Source organism: Pseudomonas sputi (assembly GCF_021603585.1).
GTDB classification, from domain to species: Bacteria; Pseudomonadota; Gammaproteobacteria; order Pseudomonadales; family Pseudomonadaceae; genus Aquipseudomonas; species Aquipseudomonas sputi.
The window spans coordinates 423,296-439,804 of the sequence record NZ_BQHI01000002.1 but is presented as its reverse complement, the minus strand read 5'-3'; the positions used below and the strand labels follow the sequence as shown (position 1 = coordinate 439,804).

The window sequence follows — 16,509 nt, the reverse complement described above, 5'->3', positions numbered from 1 at the left end:
ATTCGATGAAAAGGCGTTAAAACTTATATTGGAATTAGATCAATGAACTGACTGAAGATAAGCCATCTTAACGCTCAGGAACCCTTCCATGTTTCCCAGCCTGTTTATCTCCCATGGCTCGCCCATGCTGGCACTGGAGCCCGGCGCCAGTGGCCCGGCCCTTTCACGACTGGCGGCTGAACTGCCACGTCCGAAAGCCATCGTCATCGTTTCCGCCCACTGGGAAAGCCATGAGCTGCTGGTCAGCAGCCATCCGCAACCGGAAACCTGGCACGACTTCGGTGGTTTCCCCCGCGCATTGTTTGAAGTGCAGTATCCCGCTCCGGGGAATCCGCAACTGGCTCGCGAGGTCGCCGACCTGCTGACCGCCAACAACCTGCCGGCGCGCCTCGACCCGCAACGACCGTTCGATCACGGCGTGTGGGTGCCGCTGTCGCTGATGTACCCGCAGGCTGACATCCCGGTGGTGCAGGTTTCCCTGCCGAGTCGTGGCGGCCCGGCGCTGCAGAATCGCGTCGGCCAGGCGCTGGCCGGCCTGCGCGAACAGGGCATTCTGTTGATCGGCTCCGGCAGCATCACCCACAACCTGCGAGAACTGGACTGGCACGCGGGTCCGGAAAGCGTCGAGTCGTGGGCCCGGGACTTTCGCGACTGGATAGTCGACAAGCTCGCCACCAACGACGAAGCCGCCCTGCACGATTACCGTCAGCAGGCACCGAACGCAGTACACAACCATCCAAGCGACGAGCACCTGTTGCCGCTGTACTTCGCCCGAGGTGCCGGCGGCGACTTCAGCATTGCCCATCAAGGCTTCACGATGGGGGCTCTGGGCATGGACATCTACCGCTTCGGCTGATGCCCAAATCGCAGGCAAAAAAAATCCCCGAACCAGTCGGGGATTTTTTATGTTCGATCAATCAGCCCAAGGGCGGATCAATCTTCGCGGTAGCGACGCAGTTTCAGCTGCTTGCCGGCGACGCGAGTGTCCTTCAGCTTGGTCAGGAGTTTGTCCAGACCATCTTCCGGCAGCTCGACGAGGCTGAAGCTGTCACGCACCTGGATGCGACCGATGGCTTCACGTGCCAGACCACCTTCGTTGAGGATAGCGCCCAGCAGGTTTTTCGCCGCGATACCGTCACGCGCGCCCAGCGCGGTACGGCAACGGGCACGGCCTTCGCCCAGCGGCATTGGCGCACGACGCTCGCGGTCACCGCGATCAGGACGCTCGCCACGATCAGGACGGTCACCACGTGGCGCGCTGTTCGGCACCAGTGGACGTTCCTTCTCGATCGCTGCCAGGTTCAGCGCCTGACCATTGGTGGCCTTGCGCAGCAGTGCGGCAGCCAGGGCACGTGGGGTGCAACCGATGTCGGCGGTCAGGCGATCCAGCAGATCACCATGAGTCGACTCGGCGTCAGCCACCAGCGGCGACAGGCTGTTGGTCAGTTTCTTGATGCGGGCATCGAGAACGGCCTGGGCGTCCGGCAGACGCACTTCGGCAACTTTCTGACCGGTCACACGCTCGATGACCTGCAGCATGCGACGCTCACGCGGCGTGACGAGCAACAGCGCGCGGCCTTCGCGACCGGCACGGCCGGTACGGCCGATACGGTGCACGTAGGATTCCGGATCGTACGGCATGTCCACGTTGAATACGTGGGTGATGCGCGGTACGTCCAGGCCACGGGCGGCAACGTCGGTCGCCACAACGATGTCCAGACGGCCATCCTTGAGCGAGTCGATCACGCGCTCACGCTGGTTCTGGGCGATGTCACCGTTCAACGCGGCGGCTTTGTAGCCTTTGGCGTCGAGGGCGCTGGCCAGATCCAGAGTCGCTTGCTTGGTGCGCACGAACATGATCAGAGCGTCGAAATCTTCCACTTCCAGCAAGCTGAGAACGGCAGAAGTCTTCTGGTCAGCGTGAACCAACAGGTGAGCCTGTTCGATCGCGGTAACGGTCTGGGTCTTGCTCTGGATCTTCACGTGCTTTGGATCGCGCAGATGACGCTCGGCGATGGCACGGATCGATTGCGGCAGGGTCGCCGAGAACAATACGGTCTGACGGGTTTCCGGCATGGCCTTGAAGATGACTTCAAGGTCGTCCATGAAGCCCAGTTTGAGCATTTCGTCTGCTTCGTCGAGAACCAGGTGGTTCACGGTTTGCAGCACTTTTTCGTCGCGACGCAGGTGGTCGCACAGACGGCCCGGAGTGGCGACAACGATCTGTGCGCCATTACGGATTGCTTTCAGTTGTGGGCCCATCGGCGCGCCGCCGTAGACAGCCACAACAGTCACGCCCGGCATTTGCTTGGCGTAGGTTTCGAAAGCGGTTGCAACTTGCAGCGCCAACTCACGAGTTGGGGCCAGGATCAGAGCTTGCGGCTCGCGCTTGGACGGATCAATGCGGTGCAGGATAGGCAGGGCAAAGGCAGCGGTTTTACCGGTACCGGTTTGCGCCTGACCAATCATATCGTGACCGGCGAGGATGATCGGGATCGACTGCTGCTGAATGGCCGAAGGCTCTTCATAGCCGGTAGCGACTACTGCAGCGACAATATTGGGATGAAGTTCAAGAGCGGCGAAGCCGCCGATTTCCTGGGTCATGGGTCTGCCTCTAAGTGCATCCGCAAAGACCCATGCTCCAAAGCTGCACATGCCGTGTTGAGACTCAAGAGTCGCCCTGGCAGCTTTGTCGGCGGGGATTTGCGAAAACGAATGAATGAAAAAGAATCGTCAAGGAAGAGCCCGCAGTGCGGACGTGCAGCCGAAGCTGACTTCGGGGAATTGCGCTACCTAAACGCGGCCCGGTTAAAGGCCGGCGCGCACTATACCGGAATTTGCCCAAAAAGGGAGCTTTTTTTATCAGCGAAATACAGTTGTCACCGCTGTGTAACGGGGTTTTGCGGATAATCGGGCAAAGGTCTATTTTTCAAAGACCCCGGCCCTGCGGGCGATGGCGCTTAAACGATTCACCGACGTGCGGCATCTGGTCGCTGCACCCTTTCTTGCCCTGCGAGGAAACACCCATGAATCAGCCCTGCCCCGGCCGCGTGAGTCGTGCGCGTCACGGTCACGTGCATTTGATCGGTCTGGACCGCGCCGCCAAGCGCAATGCGTTCGACCTCGACCTGCTCAACGACCTGGCCCTGGCCTATGGCGAATTCGAGGCCGACAGTGACGCACGGGTGGCGGTGGTGTTCGGGCATGGCGAGCATTTCACCGCCGGACTCGATCTGGTGAATGCCAGTTCCGCCCTCGCCCAGGGCTGGCAGGTGCCGCCCGGCGGTTGCGACCCATGGGGCGTGTTCGTCGGGCCACGGGTCAGCAAACCGGTGATCGTCGCTGCGCAGGGTTATTGCCTGACCATCGGCATCGAATTGATGCTCGCCGCTGACATCAACCTGTGCGCCAGCAACACCCGCTTCGCCCAGATGGAAGTGCAGCGCGGGATCTTTCCGTTCGGCGGCGCGACATTGCGCTTCCATCAAGTCGCCGGCTGGGGCAATGCGATGCGCTGGCTGCTGACCGGCGACGAATTCGATGCCCACGATGCGCTGCGCCTGGGGCTGGTGCAGGAAGTCATGGCCACTGAAGATTTGCTGCCGCGCGCCATCGAGCTGGCCGAACGGATTGCCCGGCAGGCGCCGCTGGGAGTGCAGGCAACGCTGACTTCGGCGCGCCAGGCGCGCTATGAGGGCGAGACCGCAGCGGCGCAGAGCTTGCCGCCGCTGGTGAAGAAATTGCTGGCCACTGAAGATGCCAAGGAAGGTGTGCGCTCGCTGGTGGAGCGCAGGCCCGGCATTTTCAAAGGCATTTAAGGCTCAAGTCGCCGGACGGATACAGTTGATCAACGTCTGCAACGAGTAGCCCAGCTTCGGCGCCAGCGCTTCAGCCCGTGCAGTCAGCGCCTGCATGTCCGGCACCTGATCGAGATCCGCCGGCACGATCAGAATGACGTTGCCTTCCTTCACCGGCAGTTCCCAGTAATGTCGGTGATAGAGCCCGCGCAACAGCGCCGCGCCCAGAGGTTTGCCGTCATCGGTGGCCCATTGATTGATGATCAGCCAGCCACCGGGATTCAGACGCTTCTGACAATCACCGAGGAAATTCCACGCAAGGTGTCCGGCGCCGGGGCCGACATCGGTGTACAGGTCGACGAAGATCAGATCCGCTGGCTCAGCGGTCGGCAGCAGTTCGAGGGCATCGCCGACGCGGATGTACAGCCGTGGATCGTCATCCAGCCCGAGATATTCGATGGCCAGGCGTGGCACATCGGGGCGCAGTTCAATGGCTTCGACGTCTTCCAGCGGCAGGAACTTGAGGCAGGCCTGGGTCAGCGTACCGGCGCCCAAACCGAGAAACAGCGCGCTCTCCGGCTGCTCATGGCACAACGCGCCAATCAGCATCGCCCGGGTGTAGTCGTACTCCAGCCAGCTCGGGTCGGCGGTAAACACGCAGCTTTGCTCGATGGCATCGCCGAACTCCAGAAAGCGGTAGTCGGCCACTTCCAGCACGCGAATCACGCCGAACTCATCCTGTACTTCGGCGAGCAACCGCTCGACGCGCTCCTCAGTCATTTCGTCTCCTGGTGGTCACCGGGCGCGGTGACGCGATGGCACCGCTGTGGTGCCGTGGCAAAGCGGCGATTGTCGGCGAAGCGGCGGGAGCAGGTCACGCACTAATTGCTGCTAACATGGCCGTCCGTGCGTAGAACCTTAGAGACCGTGATGAGCCAACCCTGGAGCCCTGACAGCTGGCGCGCCCTGCCGATCCAGCAACAACCCCAATACCCCGACGCCGCGCATCTGCGCCAGGTCGAGCAGACGCTGGCCAGCTATCCGCCGCTGGTGTTTGCCGGCGAAGCGCGCGAGCTGCGTCGTCAGTTTGCCGAAGTCACCCAGGGCCGGGCGTTCCTGCTGCAGGGCGGCGACTGCGCGGAAAGCTTCGCCGAGTTCTCCGCCGCGAAGATCCGCGACACCTTTAAAGTGTTGCTGCAAATGGCGATCGTCATGACCTTCGCCGCCGGTTGCCCGGTGGTCAAGGTCGGGCGCATGGCCGGTCAGTTCGCCAAGCCGCGCTCGGCCAACGACGAGACCATCGACGGCGTGACCCTGCCGGCCTACCGTGGCGACATCGTCAACGGCATCGGTTTCGACGCCGCCAGCCGCGTACCGGACCCGGAGCGTCTGCTGCAGTCCTATCACCAGTCCACCGCCACGCTCAACCTGCTGCGCGCCTTTGCCCAGGGCGGTTTTGCCGACCTGCATCAGGTGCACAAGTGGAACCTGGACTTCATCGCCAACTCGGCACTGGCCGAGAAGTACAGTCACCTCGCCGATCGCATCGATGAAACCCTGGCGTTCATGCGCGCCTGCGGCATGGACAGCTCGCCACAACTGCGCGAAACCAGTTTCTTCACCGCCCACGAAGCGCTGCTGCTGAACTACGAAGAAGCCTTCGTGCGCCGCGACAGCCTGACCAACGATTACTACGATTGCTCGGCGCACATGCTGTGGATCGGCGACCGCACCCGTCAGCTCGACGGTGCCCACGTCGAATTCCTGCGCGGAGTGAACAACCCGATCGGAGTGAAGGTCGGCCCGAGCATGAACCCCGACGACCTGATCCGCCTGATCGATGTGCTCAACCCGGACAACGACCCGGGCCGCCTCAACCTGATCGCGCGGATGGGCGCGAACAAGGTCGGCGATCACCTGCCGGCGCTGATCCGTGCGGTGCAGCGCGAAGGCAAGCAGGTGCTGTGGAGTTCCGACCCGATGCATGGCAACACCATCAAGGCCAGCAGCGGTTACAAGACCCGCGACTTTGCGCAGATCCTTGGCGAAGTGAAGCAGTTCTTCCAGGTCCACGAGGCGGAAGGCAGCTACGCCGGCGGCATCCACATCGAGATGACCGGGCAGAACGTCACCGAGTGCATCGGTGGTGCGCGGCCGATCACTGAAGATGGCTTGTCGGATCGCTATCACACCCACTGCGACCCGCGGATGAATGCCGATCAGTCGCTGGAACTGGCGTTCCTGATCGCCGAAACCCTGAAACAGGTCAAACGCTAAATCGCGATGACGTTGGCTCGGTCGTTTTCGACTTGAGCCAACGCCACCCGCAATCGCCCCGCACTTTCCCGCTGACAATTGAGCTGCACCTGCTCAAGCCCCAACCAGTCCGCCATGCGCCGCAAGTTCAGCGCCAAGGCCAGCATCCCCGTCTCGTCCAGCCCCGTTTCTTCCTCGTGCAGCGCATGCACCGCCAACCGCCCCGCCGCCCGTTCGGCGCGCAGATCAACCCGCGCGGCAATCCGCTCGTTGTGCAGAAACGGCAACACGTAGTAGCCGTAAACGCGTTTATCCTGCGGCGTGTAAATCTCCAGCCGATAGCGGAAATCGAACAGTCGCTCGGTCCGGCTGCGCTCCCAGATCAGTGAATCAAACGGCGAAAGCAATGCACTGGCCTCAACCTTGCGCGGGACTTTTGGGTCGGGCAGGCAGTAGGCGATCTGCCGCCAACCAGCGACTTCACAGGTCAGCAGTTGCCCGTCCTCGACCAGTTCGGCCAGACGCGGGCGGGCATCGGAGGGGTTCAGCCTGAAGTAATCACGCAGGTCTTTTTCCGTGGCGACACCCAGCGCCTGCGCTGCATGCAACAACAAACCGCGCTGCGCCTCGGCTTCATCGGGCAATGGCTGGTGCAGCACGGAAGCCGGAATCACTCGCTCCGGCAAGTCATACAACCGCTCGAAGCCTCGGCGCCCGGCCACGGTGACTTCGCCAGCGGCAAACAGCCATTCCAACGCATGCTTTTCCGCGCTCCAGTCCCACCACGGCCCGGCCTTTTCCTCGCGGGTCGACAGGCTGCCGGCGCCCAATGCGCCCTGCTCTTCAACCGACGCCAACACTCGGCGAATGGTGTCCTGCTGCTCGCGACCGAACCGCGCCAGTTGCTGATAAATGTCTTCACCACGCTTGGCCCGCTGCATGCGCCAGCCCATCAGTGGATACATCGACAGCGGCAGCAACGACGCTTCATGCCCCCAGTATTCGAACAACGAACGACGCCGCCCCGAACTCCAGGCAGCCTGGTCGAGCAAATCGGAAGAATAGGAACCGAGACGAGAAAACAGCGGCAGGTAGTGCGAGCGCACCACAGCGTTGACGGAGTCGATCTGCAACAGGCCGAGGCGTTCGATCAGCCGGTTGACGTGCATGGCCTTGACAGCCGGCGGCTGGCGCCCGTGAAACCCTTGGGCAGCCAGTGCCAGACGTCGAGCCTGTTTAAGGGAAAAGGACAATGTCGCGGGCATGTGTACCTCCATGTCTGCTCGCAACCTACCTCACTGCAAGAGGGTTTGTGTAGCGATGGCCTCATCATTTATGTATCGGATCGTCCCAGAACGGCCGCACCGACTCATGTTCGACATCGGCACGGCTAACCCCGATGTCCTTCAGCGCTTCGTCGCTCAGACTGGCGAGCAGCTCACGCTCACGGTGCAATTCGTACCACCGGCTAAACTTGTGCATCAGATCGGAAACGATATGGCCGGAAAATTTTTCTTCGCCTGCGTACTCTCTTTGACCTTTCATCGTGTTGCCTCCTTTTTGGGATGGCTCAAGTCTCCCGCCGGAGCTACGATCAATCCAACGAATGTTTCTGATGGCATGCATCACGGAGATTCATCAATTGTCGGCATATCCCAGTATCGATACCGATGTCCTGCGCACCTTTGTCGCGATTGCCGATCAGGGCGGTTTTACCCGCGCCGGCGAAATGGTGAACCGTACCCAATCAGCCGTGAGCATGCAGATGAAGCGTCTGGAAGAGGACGTGCTGCAGCGCCAGTTGTTCGAACGCGACGGACGTCAGGTGCGCCTGACCGCTGAAGGCCAGGTGTTGCTCGGTTATGCGCGGCGCATCCTGAAATTGCACAGCGAAGTCTTTAATACCCTGCGCGAGCCGCACATGGTCGGCACGGTGCGGATCGGCACGCCGGACGATTACGTGATGCGCTTTCTGCCCGGGATCCTGTCGCGCTTCGCCCAGTTCTATCCGCTGATCCAGATCGAAGTGCACTGCGAGTCAACCAAACAATTGTTGCAACGCACGGACCTGGATCTGTCGATCGTCACTCGCGAGCCGGGGAACGAGATTGGCCAGTTGCTGCGCAAGGAGCGTTTCGTCTGGGCCGAGGCGCAAAACTTCAGCGCTCACGAACAGACGCCGTTGCCGCTGGCGATGTTCAACAGTGACTGTTTCTGTCGCCTGTGGGCCTGCAATGCGCTGGACGCGATGGGCCGGGAATACCGGATTGCCTACAACAGCACCAGCCTCTCGGCGTTGATGGCAGTGGTGAGCGCGGGCCTGGCGATCACCGCGCAACTGGAAAGCCTGATCACCCCGGACCTGCGCATTCTCGGGGCCGCCGAGGATCTGCCGCTGCTGCCCGAGGCCAGCATCATGCTGATCCGCAACCTGAACAATCCGTCACCGATCACCGAATGCCTGGCCGAGCACATCGTCGAAGGCTTCAAACTTTAAAGGCGAGCATCACCGCGCACAGCACCAGGAAACCGCAGAACAGCCCGCGCAGGCGTTTTTCCGGCATCGCGTGGGCCACTTTCACGCCCCAACTGATGCTGGCCAGACCGCCGATGGCCAGCGGCAGGCCGATCATCCAGTCCACTTCGTGGTGCACCGCGTACGTCACCAGCGTGACACCGGTGCTCGGCAATGCCAGCGCCAGCGACAGACCTTGAGCGACCACCTGAGTGGTGCCGAACAGACTGGTCAGCACCGGCGTCGCCACCACTGCCCCGCCGACACCGAACAAACCGCCCATGGTGCCCGACGCCGCGCCGAGCACACCCAGCCACGGCCATGAATAACGCATCTCGGAAGTTGCCGCCGGACGCGCGCCAAACATGCGCACCAGGTTGTAGGCCGACAACGCCACGAGGAACGCGACAAAACCGATGCGCATGGTTTGCGCGTCGATGCCCACGGCCCAGATCGAGCCGATCCACGCGAAACAGAATCCCATCACCGCCAAAGGCAACGCATGGCGAAGTTCGATGCGGTTGCGCTGGTGATAACGCCACAACGCCAGCATGACGTTCGGCACCACCATTACCAGCGCCGTGCCTTGGGCGATTTGCTGATCGAGCCCGAACCACACGCCCAGCAGTGGAATGGCGATCAGCCCGCCGCCGATGCCGAAGATCCCACCCAGAGTGCCAAGGGCGGCGCCAAACACCAGGTACAGCAAAAACTCGATCACGGCAGAATTCCTCATACGTCAGTCAGCTCATCGTACGCAGTCAGCGCTGGCACGGAAACGCACAGCAACGCACAATGGCTGTGCCAAACTCGCATAGGCATTGAGCAGATTCATGAATCCCAACCAATTGACCGATCAGCTTGGGCTGTTCCTCGATGTACTGGAGAGCGGCAGTTTTTCTGCGGCTTCGCGCCGCCATCCGCTGACGCCATCGGCCGTTGCCCGGCGCATTGACAGTCTGGAAAGTGCTGTCGGCAGCCAGCTGTTCATCCGCAGCACCCATGCGGTGCGCGCCACGCCGGCCGGCCTGGCATTTGCCGAACGGGCGCGGCGGATCGTGGCCGAGTTGCAATTGGCTCGCGCTGAAGCGGTGTCCCTGAGCAGCGCGCCGGAAGGCTTGATTCGGGTGGATGCGCCCGCGGCGTTCGGGCGACGGCATCTGGCGCCGGTGATTGCCGATTTTCTGGTGCTGTATCCGGGGCTCGACGTGCAACTGCATCTGATCGACAGCTTTGTCGACATGGACGGCTCGAATCTGGGCAAGGTTGATCTGGTGCTGCGCGCCGGACAAATGGCCGACACCCGGCTGGTGGCCACGCCATTGGCGAGCATTGTGCGCATCGCCTGCGCCAGCCCTGACTATCTCAAGCGTCGGGGCGTGCCGAGCGAGCCCGCGCAATTGAGCGAACATGATGGCCTCGATTGGGACGGCCTCGCCCCGCCCTTCGCATGGCGCTTCGAACAGGATGGGCAGATGCAGTTGCACCGCCCCGCCCGGGTGCGCATGAGCGCCAACAACGCTGAGGCGCTGGTCTGCGGTGCGCTCGCCGGACTCGGAATCGCGCATCTGCCGACCTGGCTGGCCAGCGAATACCTGTTGCGTGGCGAATTGCTGCCGCTGTTCTGTGAAAACGGCTTGCCAAAACCCGAAAGCGCCGGCATCTACGCACTGCGGCTGCAGCAGCAGGCCAGCTCCCGCAGCCGCCTGTTGCTGGAATACCTCAAGACCCGGTTCAGCCCCGTGCCACCGTGGGATCTGGCCCTGCAACGTGAGCTGGGCCGGCACTGACCGATTCGCCATCGGGCACAATTGTCTGGCGCATTAAAGATTCGAGCGCTAGATTCATCTGCATGACCGTTCAAGGCACCGACATGACCACCGACCGCAACACCTCCGATCACTGCGAAGACCTGCTGCTCGACAATCAGGCCTGCTTCGCCCTGCATTCCACCTCGTTGATGATGACCAAAGTCTACAAGCCATTGTTGCAAGCACTTGGCCTGACCTATCCGCAATACCTGGCAATGATGGTGCTGTGGGAGAAGGATGGTTTGACCGTAGGAGAACTCAGCGCCCGCCTGCTGACCGATCCGGGTTCGCTGACCCCGTTGCTCAAGCGGCTGGAAGGTGAAGGTTTGCTCAGCCGTACGCGAAGCCGCGAGGATGAGCGTGTGGTGATCGTTGAACTGACTGCCCAGGGACGCGCCTTGAAAGACAAGGCCCGAACCGTTCCGCAATGCATCCTCGGGGCCAGCGGCTTCACGCTGGAGCGTCTGCAAAACCTGCAAGCCGAATTGCAGGCCTTGCGCGGTCATCTGCAGGACAGCCTCGCTTAAGCCCCCCCTTCCCTGTGGGCGCAGCCTTGCGCCTGCAGGCGTATCGCACCTTCCTGGCTCATCCCCGAAAAATTTTTCTCTCGATTTACATTCAAAAAAACCTTCCATATCAAAAGCTTGAGATCACGACTCAGCCTGATCCGAGGGCTTGCCCGAACTTTTTTCAAAAATTTATCTTGCGCACTAACTATTAGCACAGTACATTTACTTCGCACCTAGTTAGCGCGCAAACAATTAGCGCAACAAACCACACTTAATGAGGCTCACACCATGCAAACTCTCTACACCGCAATCGCAACCTCCACTGGCGGCCGTGACGGTCGTGCGATCTCCAGCGACAACATCCTCGACGTCAAACTGGCCACCCCGAAAGAACTTGGCGGTGCCGGCGGCGCGGCTACCAATCCTGAGCAACTGTTCGCCGCCGGTTACTCGGCCTGCTTCATCGGCGCCCTGAAATTCGTGGCCAGCCAGACCAAACGCAAAATCCCGGACGACGCGTCGATCACCGCTCACGTCGGCATCGGCCAGATTCCTGGCGGTTTCGGTCTGGACATCGACCTGCACATCAGTCTGCCGGGCCTGGAACAGGCTGACGCACAAAGCCTGGTCGACGCTGCCCACCAGGTCTGCCCGTACTCCAACGCCACCCGTGGCAACGTCGATGTGCGTCTGCACGTCACCGTGTAATCACTGACAACCAGGCCCGTACAGGAAATGAACATGAACACTTTCAGCAAAGCCTTGACCGGTACCCTTCTCGCCCTGTCCATCCACAGCGCATTCGCCGGGGAGGTTGAGCACAACACCCAGGCATTCCTTGATGTGCTGAACGCCGGCACCGGCAAACCGATGGAGCAGATGACGCCCAAAGACGCCCGCGCCGTACTGACGGGCGCGCAGTCCGGGGTCAAACTGACGCTGCCTAAAGCGGACGTCAGCGAGAAGACCATCCAGGTCGATGGTCAACCGTTGAGCCTGACCATCGTCCGGCCGGCCGGGGTCAAGGGCGAGCTGCCGGTGTTCATGTTCTTCCACGGTGGCGGCTGGGTACTGGGGGATTTCCCGACCCACGAACGTCTGGTGCGGGATCTGGTGGTCGGCTCGGGGGCGGCGGCGGTGTTCGTCAATTACACCCCTTCGCCGGAAGCGCATTATCCGGTGGCAATCAACCAGGCTTATGCGGCAACCAAATGGGTGGCCGAACACGGCAAGGAGATCAACGTCGACGGCAAGCGTCTGGCAGTGGCGGGCAACAGCGTGGGCGGCAACATGGCGGCAGTCGTCGCCCTGATGGCCAAAGACAAAGGCACCCCGGCGATCAAATTCCAGGTGTTGCTGTGGCCGGTAACCGATGCCAATTTCGACACCGGTTCGTATAACCAGTATGCCGAGGGGCACTTCCTCACCCGCAACATGATGAAGTGGTTCTGGGACAACTACACCACCGACGCCAACCAGCGGAACGAGATCTACGCCTCGCCGCTGCGGGCCACGACCGCGCAATTGAAAGGTCTGCCGCCTGCATTGGTCCAGACAGCGGGGGCCGACGTGCTGCGTGACGAAGGTGAAGCCTACGCCCGCAAGCTCGACGAAGCCGGCGTGCCGGTGACCTCGGTGCGCTTCAACGGCATGATCCACGACTACGGTCTGCTCAACGTGGTCAGCCAGGTACCGGCGGTGCGCTCGGCGATGCTGCAGGCCTCGGAAGAACTGAAGCAGCACCTGAAGCAGTAATTTTCAGCAGGCGTAAAAAAGCCCGACTCAATGGTCGGGCTTTTTCTTTCCGCAAAAAGCAGTGCTTATTTGGCACGGCCTTTGTAGGAACCGCCTTCGCGGGTATCGATCTCGATCATGTCGCCGATTTCGATGAAGTCAGCCACCGACAGCTCGGTACCGTTCTTCAGTTTGGCAGGCTTCATCACCTTGCCGGAAGTATCACCGCGAGCGGAACCTTCGGTGTAGTCAACCTGACGCACGATGGTGGTCGGCAGCTCTACGGAAACCAGACGTTCTTCGAAGAACACGGCTTCGCAAACGTCGGTCATGCCTTCTTCAACGAAAGGCAGAACGCTTTCGATGTCTTCAGCGTTCAGCTCGTACATGGTGTAGTCGGTGGTGTCCATGAACGTGTAGGTGTCGCCGCTGATGAAGGACAGGGTCGCTTCTTTGCGGTCGAGGATCACGTCGTCCAGCTTGTCGTCCGCACCGTAAACGGTTTCGGTCTTGTAACCGGTCAGCAGGTTCTTCAGCTTGGTCTTCATGATCGCGCTGTTACGGCCCGATTTGGTGAATTCAGCTTTCTGAACCAGCCAAGGATCGTTGTCGATACGGATCACGGTACCGGGTTTGAGTTCTTTACCAGTTTTCATTGCGAATATCCGAATTTGGATGGGATTTACAAAAATCTAGGCCGCGTATCATATCCAATTTCGGTAAAACTGTACCAGCGCCGTCGCAAGATCGGCCTGCAAGGCCTGTTCCAGACACCATGCTTCGGCATTTTCCTGCAGTTCTGGCCAGTATTTACGGGCCTCAAGCCAGTGGTCGCCGATAGGCTGCCCGGCACTCCAGGCCCGCCAGAGACCGTTCATCGCCTCGACGGCAGCCGGCGAAAGGCGTTTTGTGTAGAGCGCAAGGAAGGCGTCGAGCTTGTCGAGATGGATGTCTTCATCCTGCTGATAGATGTGCCACAGCATCGGCCGCCCCGCCCACTGCGCCCGAACGAACGAGTCCTCGCCGCGCACCGCGTTGAAATCGCAGCACCAGAGCAATTGATCATATTGATCCTGACGGACGAACGGCAGCACCTGCACGGTCAGCGACTGACGAACATGCGTTGCCCCGACGGCCAACGACTCTAACCCGAGCCAGCGGGCGACATCGCCGAGAATCCGCCCTTCCGGCACCAGCAGATGGGTCGCCGTAGAGTCAGCCGCAAGCACATCCAGCCAACTGGCGAGCCCGGCATTCTCGTAGGCAAACAGCGAAATCAGCTGCGCATCGGGCGCAGGATCGATCCCCAGACCCTGCAGGAATTGTCGCTGCGCCTCGGGATCCCGCTGAAACTGCTGACGCCGGTCCAGTAAACCGCTCTCACGCAACAAGCCGCCGGTACCCGGCTGAAACCCCGGAAAGAAAAAGTACTTCTGCACCGACTTGTACTTCACCGACGGCAGACCGTGGCAGCCAATCACCCAGTCTTCAGCGCTGAGATAATCGAGGTTCATCCACAACGGCGGCTTTTCCCGTGCGGCCATGGCGTCCATATAAAGGCTCGGCAACTGGCAGGCGAACGCAGCGATCACCACGTCGGCCGCTTCTGATTCCTGCCATTCAGCCGGCCAGTGCCGGACTTCGACGCCCTGCTGCCATTGCCGATCGAGGCCGATGTCGATTTCTGGGCAAATGCGTTCGAAAGCACGCAGATCATCGACCCACAGTCGCACCGTCATGGCCTGCTCGCTGACCAGTTGCCGGGCCAGACGCCAGGTCACGCCGATGTCGCCGTAGTTGTCGACGACCGTACAAAAAATGTCCCAGCGGGTGTTCAGTGGCGGCATTCAAGGCTCCCGTTGGCAAAAGCGCCGATTGTCCGCATAAATGTCTCCATGCAGAAGAGCCGACGGCAATTAATCTTCGTGCGACAATCGCCACTCGCCCGCATTCATCCGCCAGGAGGCAGCCATGCCCTACCGTCCCAACCCGCGTCGCCCGTTGCCTGTTCAGCTTAGCGCGCTGCAATTGACCGGCAGTATTGCTCTGGGTCTGTGGCTGGGTTTCCTGGCCATTGCGCTGACCTGCTGGCTCGCCTCGCTACTCTTCAGCCGGCAGTTGCAGCCGGTGGCGGAGGCGGTGCAACAACTGAGCAAGCCTCCGGTAGCCGCCCAGCCCCAGCCACAACCTGAGCCACAAAACCGCCTGTTCGAGCAGTATGAAGAAAACCTGCGCAAGAACGAACAGCAGGCACGCCTGGACCAGGCGCGTGGCAGCACACGTAATCTGTCGAACCCCAAATGCCAGTTCTGGCTGCAGCAGGATCAGACGGCCCCCAGCGAAAAAAGCCGCGCCAATGTCCTGCAATTCTGCGATTGATCATGAATAAACAGATCGTTCACCAACTGATTCTCGACAAGCTGCGCGTCGACCTCGACATCGCCGAACGCGCGGCGCAAACCGCGTACGAAACCGCGACCCACGAAGAGAACATCGCCGAAAACAAGTACGACACCCTGGGGCTCGAGGCGTCATATCTGGCGGCGGGCCAGGCGAAACGGGTCGAGGAAATCCGTCAGTCGCTGGCGCTGTGCCAGAACCTGACGCTGCGCGCGTACGACGATCAGCGAGGGATTGAAATCGGCGCCCTGCTTGGTCTTGAAGACGAAAAGGGTCGCGAGCAATGGCTGTTTCTGGCGCCGGACGCGGCGGGCCTGAAAGTCGATGTGGTGGGTCAGCCGATTACCGTCATCACCCCGCGCTCGCCGCTGGGCAAAAGCCTGCTGGGCAAGTTCGAGGGGGACGAGGTGGCGATTCTGGTGGCAGGCACCCGGCAACAGTTTGCTGTCACCGAGGTGCTGTAGACGGGGACTTAGTGGACGGGCAGTTCGACACCATCGAAAAGCTCTTCCAGTTCCTGCTTGTTGTGGCACTGAATGGCCTTGGCCATGACTTCGCGGGTCAGGTGCGGCGCGAACTTCTCGATGAAGTCGCACATGAAGCCACGCAGGAAAGTGCCGCGACGGAAACCGATCTTGGTCACGCTGGACTCGAACAGTTCGCTGGCATCGAGCACCACCAGATCGTTATCCAGTTTGGTGTCGACCGCCATTTTCGCCACGATGCCAACGCCCAGGCCCAGACGCACGTAGGTTTTGATCACGTCGGCGTCGGCAGCGGTGAACACCACTTTCGGCGTCAGGCCGCGATGGCTGAAGGCTTCGTCGAGTTTCGAACGGCCGGTGAAACCGAACACGTAGGTCACGATCGGGTATTCGGCCAGCGCTTCGAGGGTCAGCTTCGGCAGCTTGGTCAGCGGGTGCCCCTGAGGCACGACCACGCAGCGGTTCCAGCGGTAGCACGGCATCATCACCAGATCGCCGAACAGCTCCAGCGCTTCGGTGGCGATGGCGAAATCCACGGTGCCGTCAGCGGCCATTTCGGCGATCTGCATCGGCGAGCCCTGGTGCATGTGCAGCGCCACGTCCGGGTATTGTTTGATGAAATTGCTGATCACCGGTGGCAGTGCGTAACGCGCCTGGGTGTGGGTGGTGGCGATCGACAGGGTGCCCTTTTTCTCGTTGGAGAATTCCTGGGCGATCTGCTTGATGCTTTCGACCTTGCGCAGAATTTCACCGGCAGTGGTGATGATGCGCTCGCCGGCCGGGGTGACGCGGGTCAGGTGCTTGCCGCTGCGGGCGAACACTTCGACACCCAGTTCGTCTTCCAGCAGACGGATTTGTTTACTGATGCCCGGTTGCGAGGTGTAGAGGCTTTGGGCTGTAGCGGAAACGTTGAGGTCGTGGTGCGCCACTTCCCAGATGTAGCGCAATTGTTGAAGCTTCATATGAATCCCTCAAAGCAGGTAGACGCCACGGGCATCAGCG

18 protein-coding genes are annotated in these 16,509 nt (G+C 61.0%); 10 read left to right on the top strand and 8 right to left on the bottom strand.

What is annotated here, in order from left to right; genetic code table 11:
• Window positions 1-88 precede the first annotated feature (88 nt).
• Window positions 89-856: a DODA-type extradiol aromatic ring-opening family dioxygenase gene (locus L6D81_RS04650; protein WP_236178068.1), complete on the top strand. Its 768-nt coding sequence runs from the start codon at window positions 89-91 to the stop codon at window positions 854-856.
• Between the two features lie 77 nt (window positions 857-933).
• Here the strand turns inward: L6D81_RS04650 and L6D81_RS04645 are convergent, their stop codons facing one another.
• The gene (locus tag L6D81_RS04645) at window positions 934-2,604 is read right to left on the bottom strand and encodes a DEAD/DEAH box helicase (protein ID WP_476748319.1); all 1,671 of its coding nucleotides are present in this window, start codon (window positions 2,602-2,604) and stop codon (window positions 934-936) included.
• Window positions 2,605-3,026: 422 nt separating this feature from the next.
• On the opposite strand from L6D81_RS04645, the gene L6D81_RS04640 reads away from it, so the two are divergent.
• Entirely contained in the window at window positions 3,027-3,818 is a 792-nt protein-coding gene (locus L6D81_RS04640) for a crotonase/enoyl-CoA hydratase family protein (RefSeq protein ID WP_236178067.1), read from the top strand.
• Window positions 3,819-3,821: 3 nt separating this feature from the next.
• Here the strand turns inward: L6D81_RS04640 and L6D81_RS04635 are convergent, their stop codons facing one another.
• A complete protein-coding gene (locus L6D81_RS04635) occupies window positions 3,822-4,577 on the bottom strand; it encodes a spermidine synthase (RefSeq protein ID WP_236178066.1) in 756 nt (251 codons plus the stop codon).
• Window positions 4,578-4,727: 150 nt separating this feature from the next.
• Between L6D81_RS04635 and L6D81_RS04630 the strand changes: the two genes are divergently transcribed.
• On the top strand, window positions 4,728-6,074 hold the full coding sequence (locus tag L6D81_RS04630; RefSeq protein ID WP_103386347.1) for a class II 3-deoxy-7-phosphoheptulonate synthase: 1,347 nt from the start codon (window positions 4,728-4,730) through the stop codon (window positions 6,072-6,074).
• Here the strand turns inward: L6D81_RS04630 and L6D81_RS04625 are convergent.
• Together L6D81_RS04625 and L6D81_RS04620 are read right to left on the bottom strand one after the other, a co-directional pair.
• Complete coding sequence (locus L6D81_RS04625) at window positions 6,071-7,318, bottom strand: winged helix-turn-helix domain-containing protein (protein ID WP_236178065.1); 1,248 nt, start codon at window positions 7,316-7,318, stop codon at window positions 6,071-6,073. The two genes, L6D81_RS04630 and L6D81_RS04625, sit on opposite strands and share 4 nt — an antisense overlap.
• Before the next feature lie 64 nt (window positions 7,319-7,382).
• Window positions 7,383-7,598 carry a DUF1127 domain-containing protein gene (locus tag L6D81_RS04620; RefSeq protein WP_236178064.1) on the bottom strand — a complete coding sequence of 72 codons (216 nt, stop codon included), beginning with the start codon at window positions 7,596-7,598 and terminating at the stop codon, window positions 7,383-7,385.
• Window positions 7,599-7,695: 97 nt separating this feature from the next.
• Between L6D81_RS04620 and L6D81_RS04615 the strand changes: the two genes are divergently transcribed.
• Window positions 7,696-8,550: a LysR substrate-binding domain-containing protein gene (locus tag L6D81_RS04615; protein WP_007955701.1), complete on the top strand. Its 855-nt coding sequence runs from the start codon at window positions 7,696-7,698 to the stop codon at window positions 8,548-8,550.
• Here L6D81_RS04615 and L6D81_RS04610 read toward each other — a convergent pair.
• A complete protein-coding gene (locus L6D81_RS04610) occupies window positions 8,540-9,289 on the bottom strand; it encodes a sulfite exporter TauE/SafE family protein (RefSeq protein ID WP_236178063.1) in 750 nt (249 codons plus the stop codon). The genes L6D81_RS04615 and L6D81_RS04610 overlap by 11 nt on opposite strands.
• 112 nt (window positions 9,290-9,401) lie before the next feature.
• Here L6D81_RS04610 and L6D81_RS04605 point away from each other — a divergent pair, with 112 nt between their 5' ends.
• From L6D81_RS04605 to L6D81_RS04590, 4 genes are all read left to right on the top strand, one after another.
• Window positions 9,402-10,358: a LysR family transcriptional regulator gene (locus L6D81_RS04605; RefSeq protein WP_236178062.1), complete on the top strand. Its 957-nt coding sequence runs from the start codon at window positions 9,402-9,404 to the stop codon at window positions 10,356-10,358.
• An 83-nt stretch (window positions 10,359-10,441) separates the two neighbouring features.
• Complete coding sequence (locus tag L6D81_RS04600; RefSeq protein WP_236178111.1) at window positions 10,442-10,906, top strand: MarR family winged helix-turn-helix transcriptional regulator; 465 nt, start codon at window positions 10,442-10,444, stop codon at window positions 10,904-10,906.
• A gap of 270 nt (window positions 10,907-11,176) precedes the next feature.
• Window positions 11,177-11,596 (top strand): organic hydroperoxide resistance protein, encoded by a 420-nt coding sequence (locus L6D81_RS04595; protein ID WP_034155242.1) that lies wholly within the window; start codon window positions 11,177-11,179, stop codon window positions 11,594-11,596.
• A 33-nt stretch (window positions 11,597-11,629) separates the two neighbouring features.
• Window positions 11,630-12,643: an alpha/beta hydrolase gene (locus L6D81_RS04590; RefSeq protein WP_236178061.1), complete on the top strand. Its 1,014-nt coding sequence runs from the start codon at window positions 11,630-11,632 to the stop codon at window positions 12,641-12,643.
• A gap of 65 nt (window positions 12,644-12,708) precedes the next feature.
• Here L6D81_RS04590 and L6D81_RS04585 read toward each other — a convergent pair whose 3' ends face one another.
• Both L6D81_RS04585 and earP read right to left on the bottom strand, forming a co-directional pair.
• Window positions 12,709-13,278, bottom strand: a complete 570-nt coding sequence (locus tag L6D81_RS04585; RefSeq protein ID WP_003226785.1) for an elongation factor P — start codon at window positions 13,276-13,278, stop codon at window positions 12,709-12,711.
• Window positions 13,279-13,326: 48 nt separating this feature from the next.
• Window positions 13,327-14,469, bottom strand: a complete 1,143-nt coding sequence (gene earP / locus L6D81_RS04580) for an elongation factor P maturation arginine rhamnosyltransferase EarP (protein WP_236178060.1) — start codon at window positions 14,467-14,469, stop codon at window positions 13,327-13,329.
• 124 nt (window positions 14,470-14,593) lie between these two features.
• Here earP and L6D81_RS04575 point away from each other — a divergent pair, with 124 nt between their 5' ends.
• Both L6D81_RS04575 and L6D81_RS04570 read left to right on the top strand, forming a co-directional pair.
• Window positions 14,594-15,001: a hypothetical protein gene (locus L6D81_RS04575; RefSeq protein WP_236178059.1), complete on the top strand. Its 408-nt coding sequence runs from the start codon at window positions 14,594-14,596 to the stop codon at window positions 14,999-15,001.
• A 2-nt stretch (window positions 15,002-15,003) separates the two neighbouring features.
• Window positions 15,004-15,486, top strand: coding sequence for a GreA/GreB family elongation factor (locus L6D81_RS04570; protein WP_236178058.1), 483 nt, complete (start codon window positions 15,004-15,006; stop codon window positions 15,484-15,486).
• Window positions 15,487-15,494: 8 nt separating this feature from the next.
• Here the strand turns inward: L6D81_RS04570 and cysB are convergent, their stop codons facing one another.
• Window positions 15,495-16,469, bottom strand: coding sequence for an HTH-type transcriptional regulator CysB (gene cysB / locus L6D81_RS04565; protein WP_003183769.1), 975 nt, complete (start codon window positions 16,467-16,469; stop codon window positions 15,495-15,497).
• Window positions 16,470-16,509: the final 40 nt, after the last annotated feature.

What these genes read in the sequence shown, in the direction of transcription:
- L6D81_RS04650 (WP_236178068.1), top strand. Translation starts at nt 89, where the DNA reads ATGTTTCCCAGCCTGTTTATCTCCCATGGCTCGCCCATGCTGGCACTG.
- L6D81_RS04645 (WP_476748319.1), bottom strand. Translation starts at nt 2,604, where the DNA reads ATGACCCAGGAAATCGGCGGCTTCGCCGCTCTTGAACTTCATCCCAAT.
- L6D81_RS04640 (WP_236178067.1), top strand. Translation starts at nt 3,027, where the DNA reads ATGAATCAGCCCTGCCCCGGCCGCGTGAGTCGTGCGCGTCACGGTCAC.
- L6D81_RS04635 (WP_236178066.1), bottom strand. Translation starts at nt 4,577, where the DNA reads ATGACTGAGGAGCGCGTCGAGCGGTTGCTCGCCGAAGTACAGGATGAG.
- L6D81_RS04630 (WP_103386347.1), top strand. Translation starts at nt 4,728, where the DNA reads ATGAGCCAACCCTGGAGCCCTGACAGCTGGCGCGCCCTGCCGATCCAG.
- L6D81_RS04625 (WP_236178065.1), bottom strand. Translation starts at nt 7,318, where the DNA reads ATGCCCGCGACATTGTCCTTTTCCCTTAAACAGGCTCGACGTCTGGCA.
- L6D81_RS04620 (WP_236178064.1), bottom strand. Translation starts at nt 7,598, where the DNA reads ATGAAAGGTCAAAGAGAGTACGCAGGCGAAGAAAAATTTTCCGGCCAT.
- L6D81_RS04605 (WP_236178062.1), top strand. Translation starts at nt 9,402, where the DNA reads ATGAATCCCAACCAATTGACCGATCAGCTTGGGCTGTTCCTCGATGTA.
- L6D81_RS04600 (WP_236178111.1), top strand. Translation starts at nt 10,442, where the DNA reads ATGACCACCGACCGCAACACCTCCGATCACTGCGAAGACCTGCTGCTC.
- L6D81_RS04595 (WP_034155242.1), top strand. Translation starts at nt 11,177, where the DNA reads ATGCAAACTCTCTACACCGCAATCGCAACCTCCACTGGCGGCCGTGAC.
- L6D81_RS04590 (WP_236178061.1), top strand. Translation starts at nt 11,630, where the DNA reads ATGAACACTTTCAGCAAAGCCTTGACCGGTACCCTTCTCGCCCTGTCC.
- L6D81_RS04585 (WP_003226785.1), bottom strand. Translation starts at nt 13,278, where the DNA reads ATGAAAACTGGTAAAGAACTCAAACCCGGTACCGTGATCCGTATCGAC.
- earP (WP_236178060.1), bottom strand. Translation starts at nt 14,469, where the DNA reads ATGCCGCCACTGAACACCCGCTGGGACATTTTTTGTACGGTCGTCGAC.
- L6D81_RS04575 (WP_236178059.1), top strand. Translation starts at nt 14,594, where the DNA reads ATGCCCTACCGTCCCAACCCGCGTCGCCCGTTGCCTGTTCAGCTTAGC.
- L6D81_RS04570 (WP_236178058.1), top strand. Translation starts at nt 15,004, where the DNA reads ATGAATAAACAGATCGTTCACCAACTGATTCTCGACAAGCTGCGCGTC.
- cysB (WP_003183769.1), bottom strand. Translation starts at nt 16,469, where the DNA reads ATGAAGCTTCAACAATTGCGCTACATCTGGGAAGTGGCGCACCACGAC.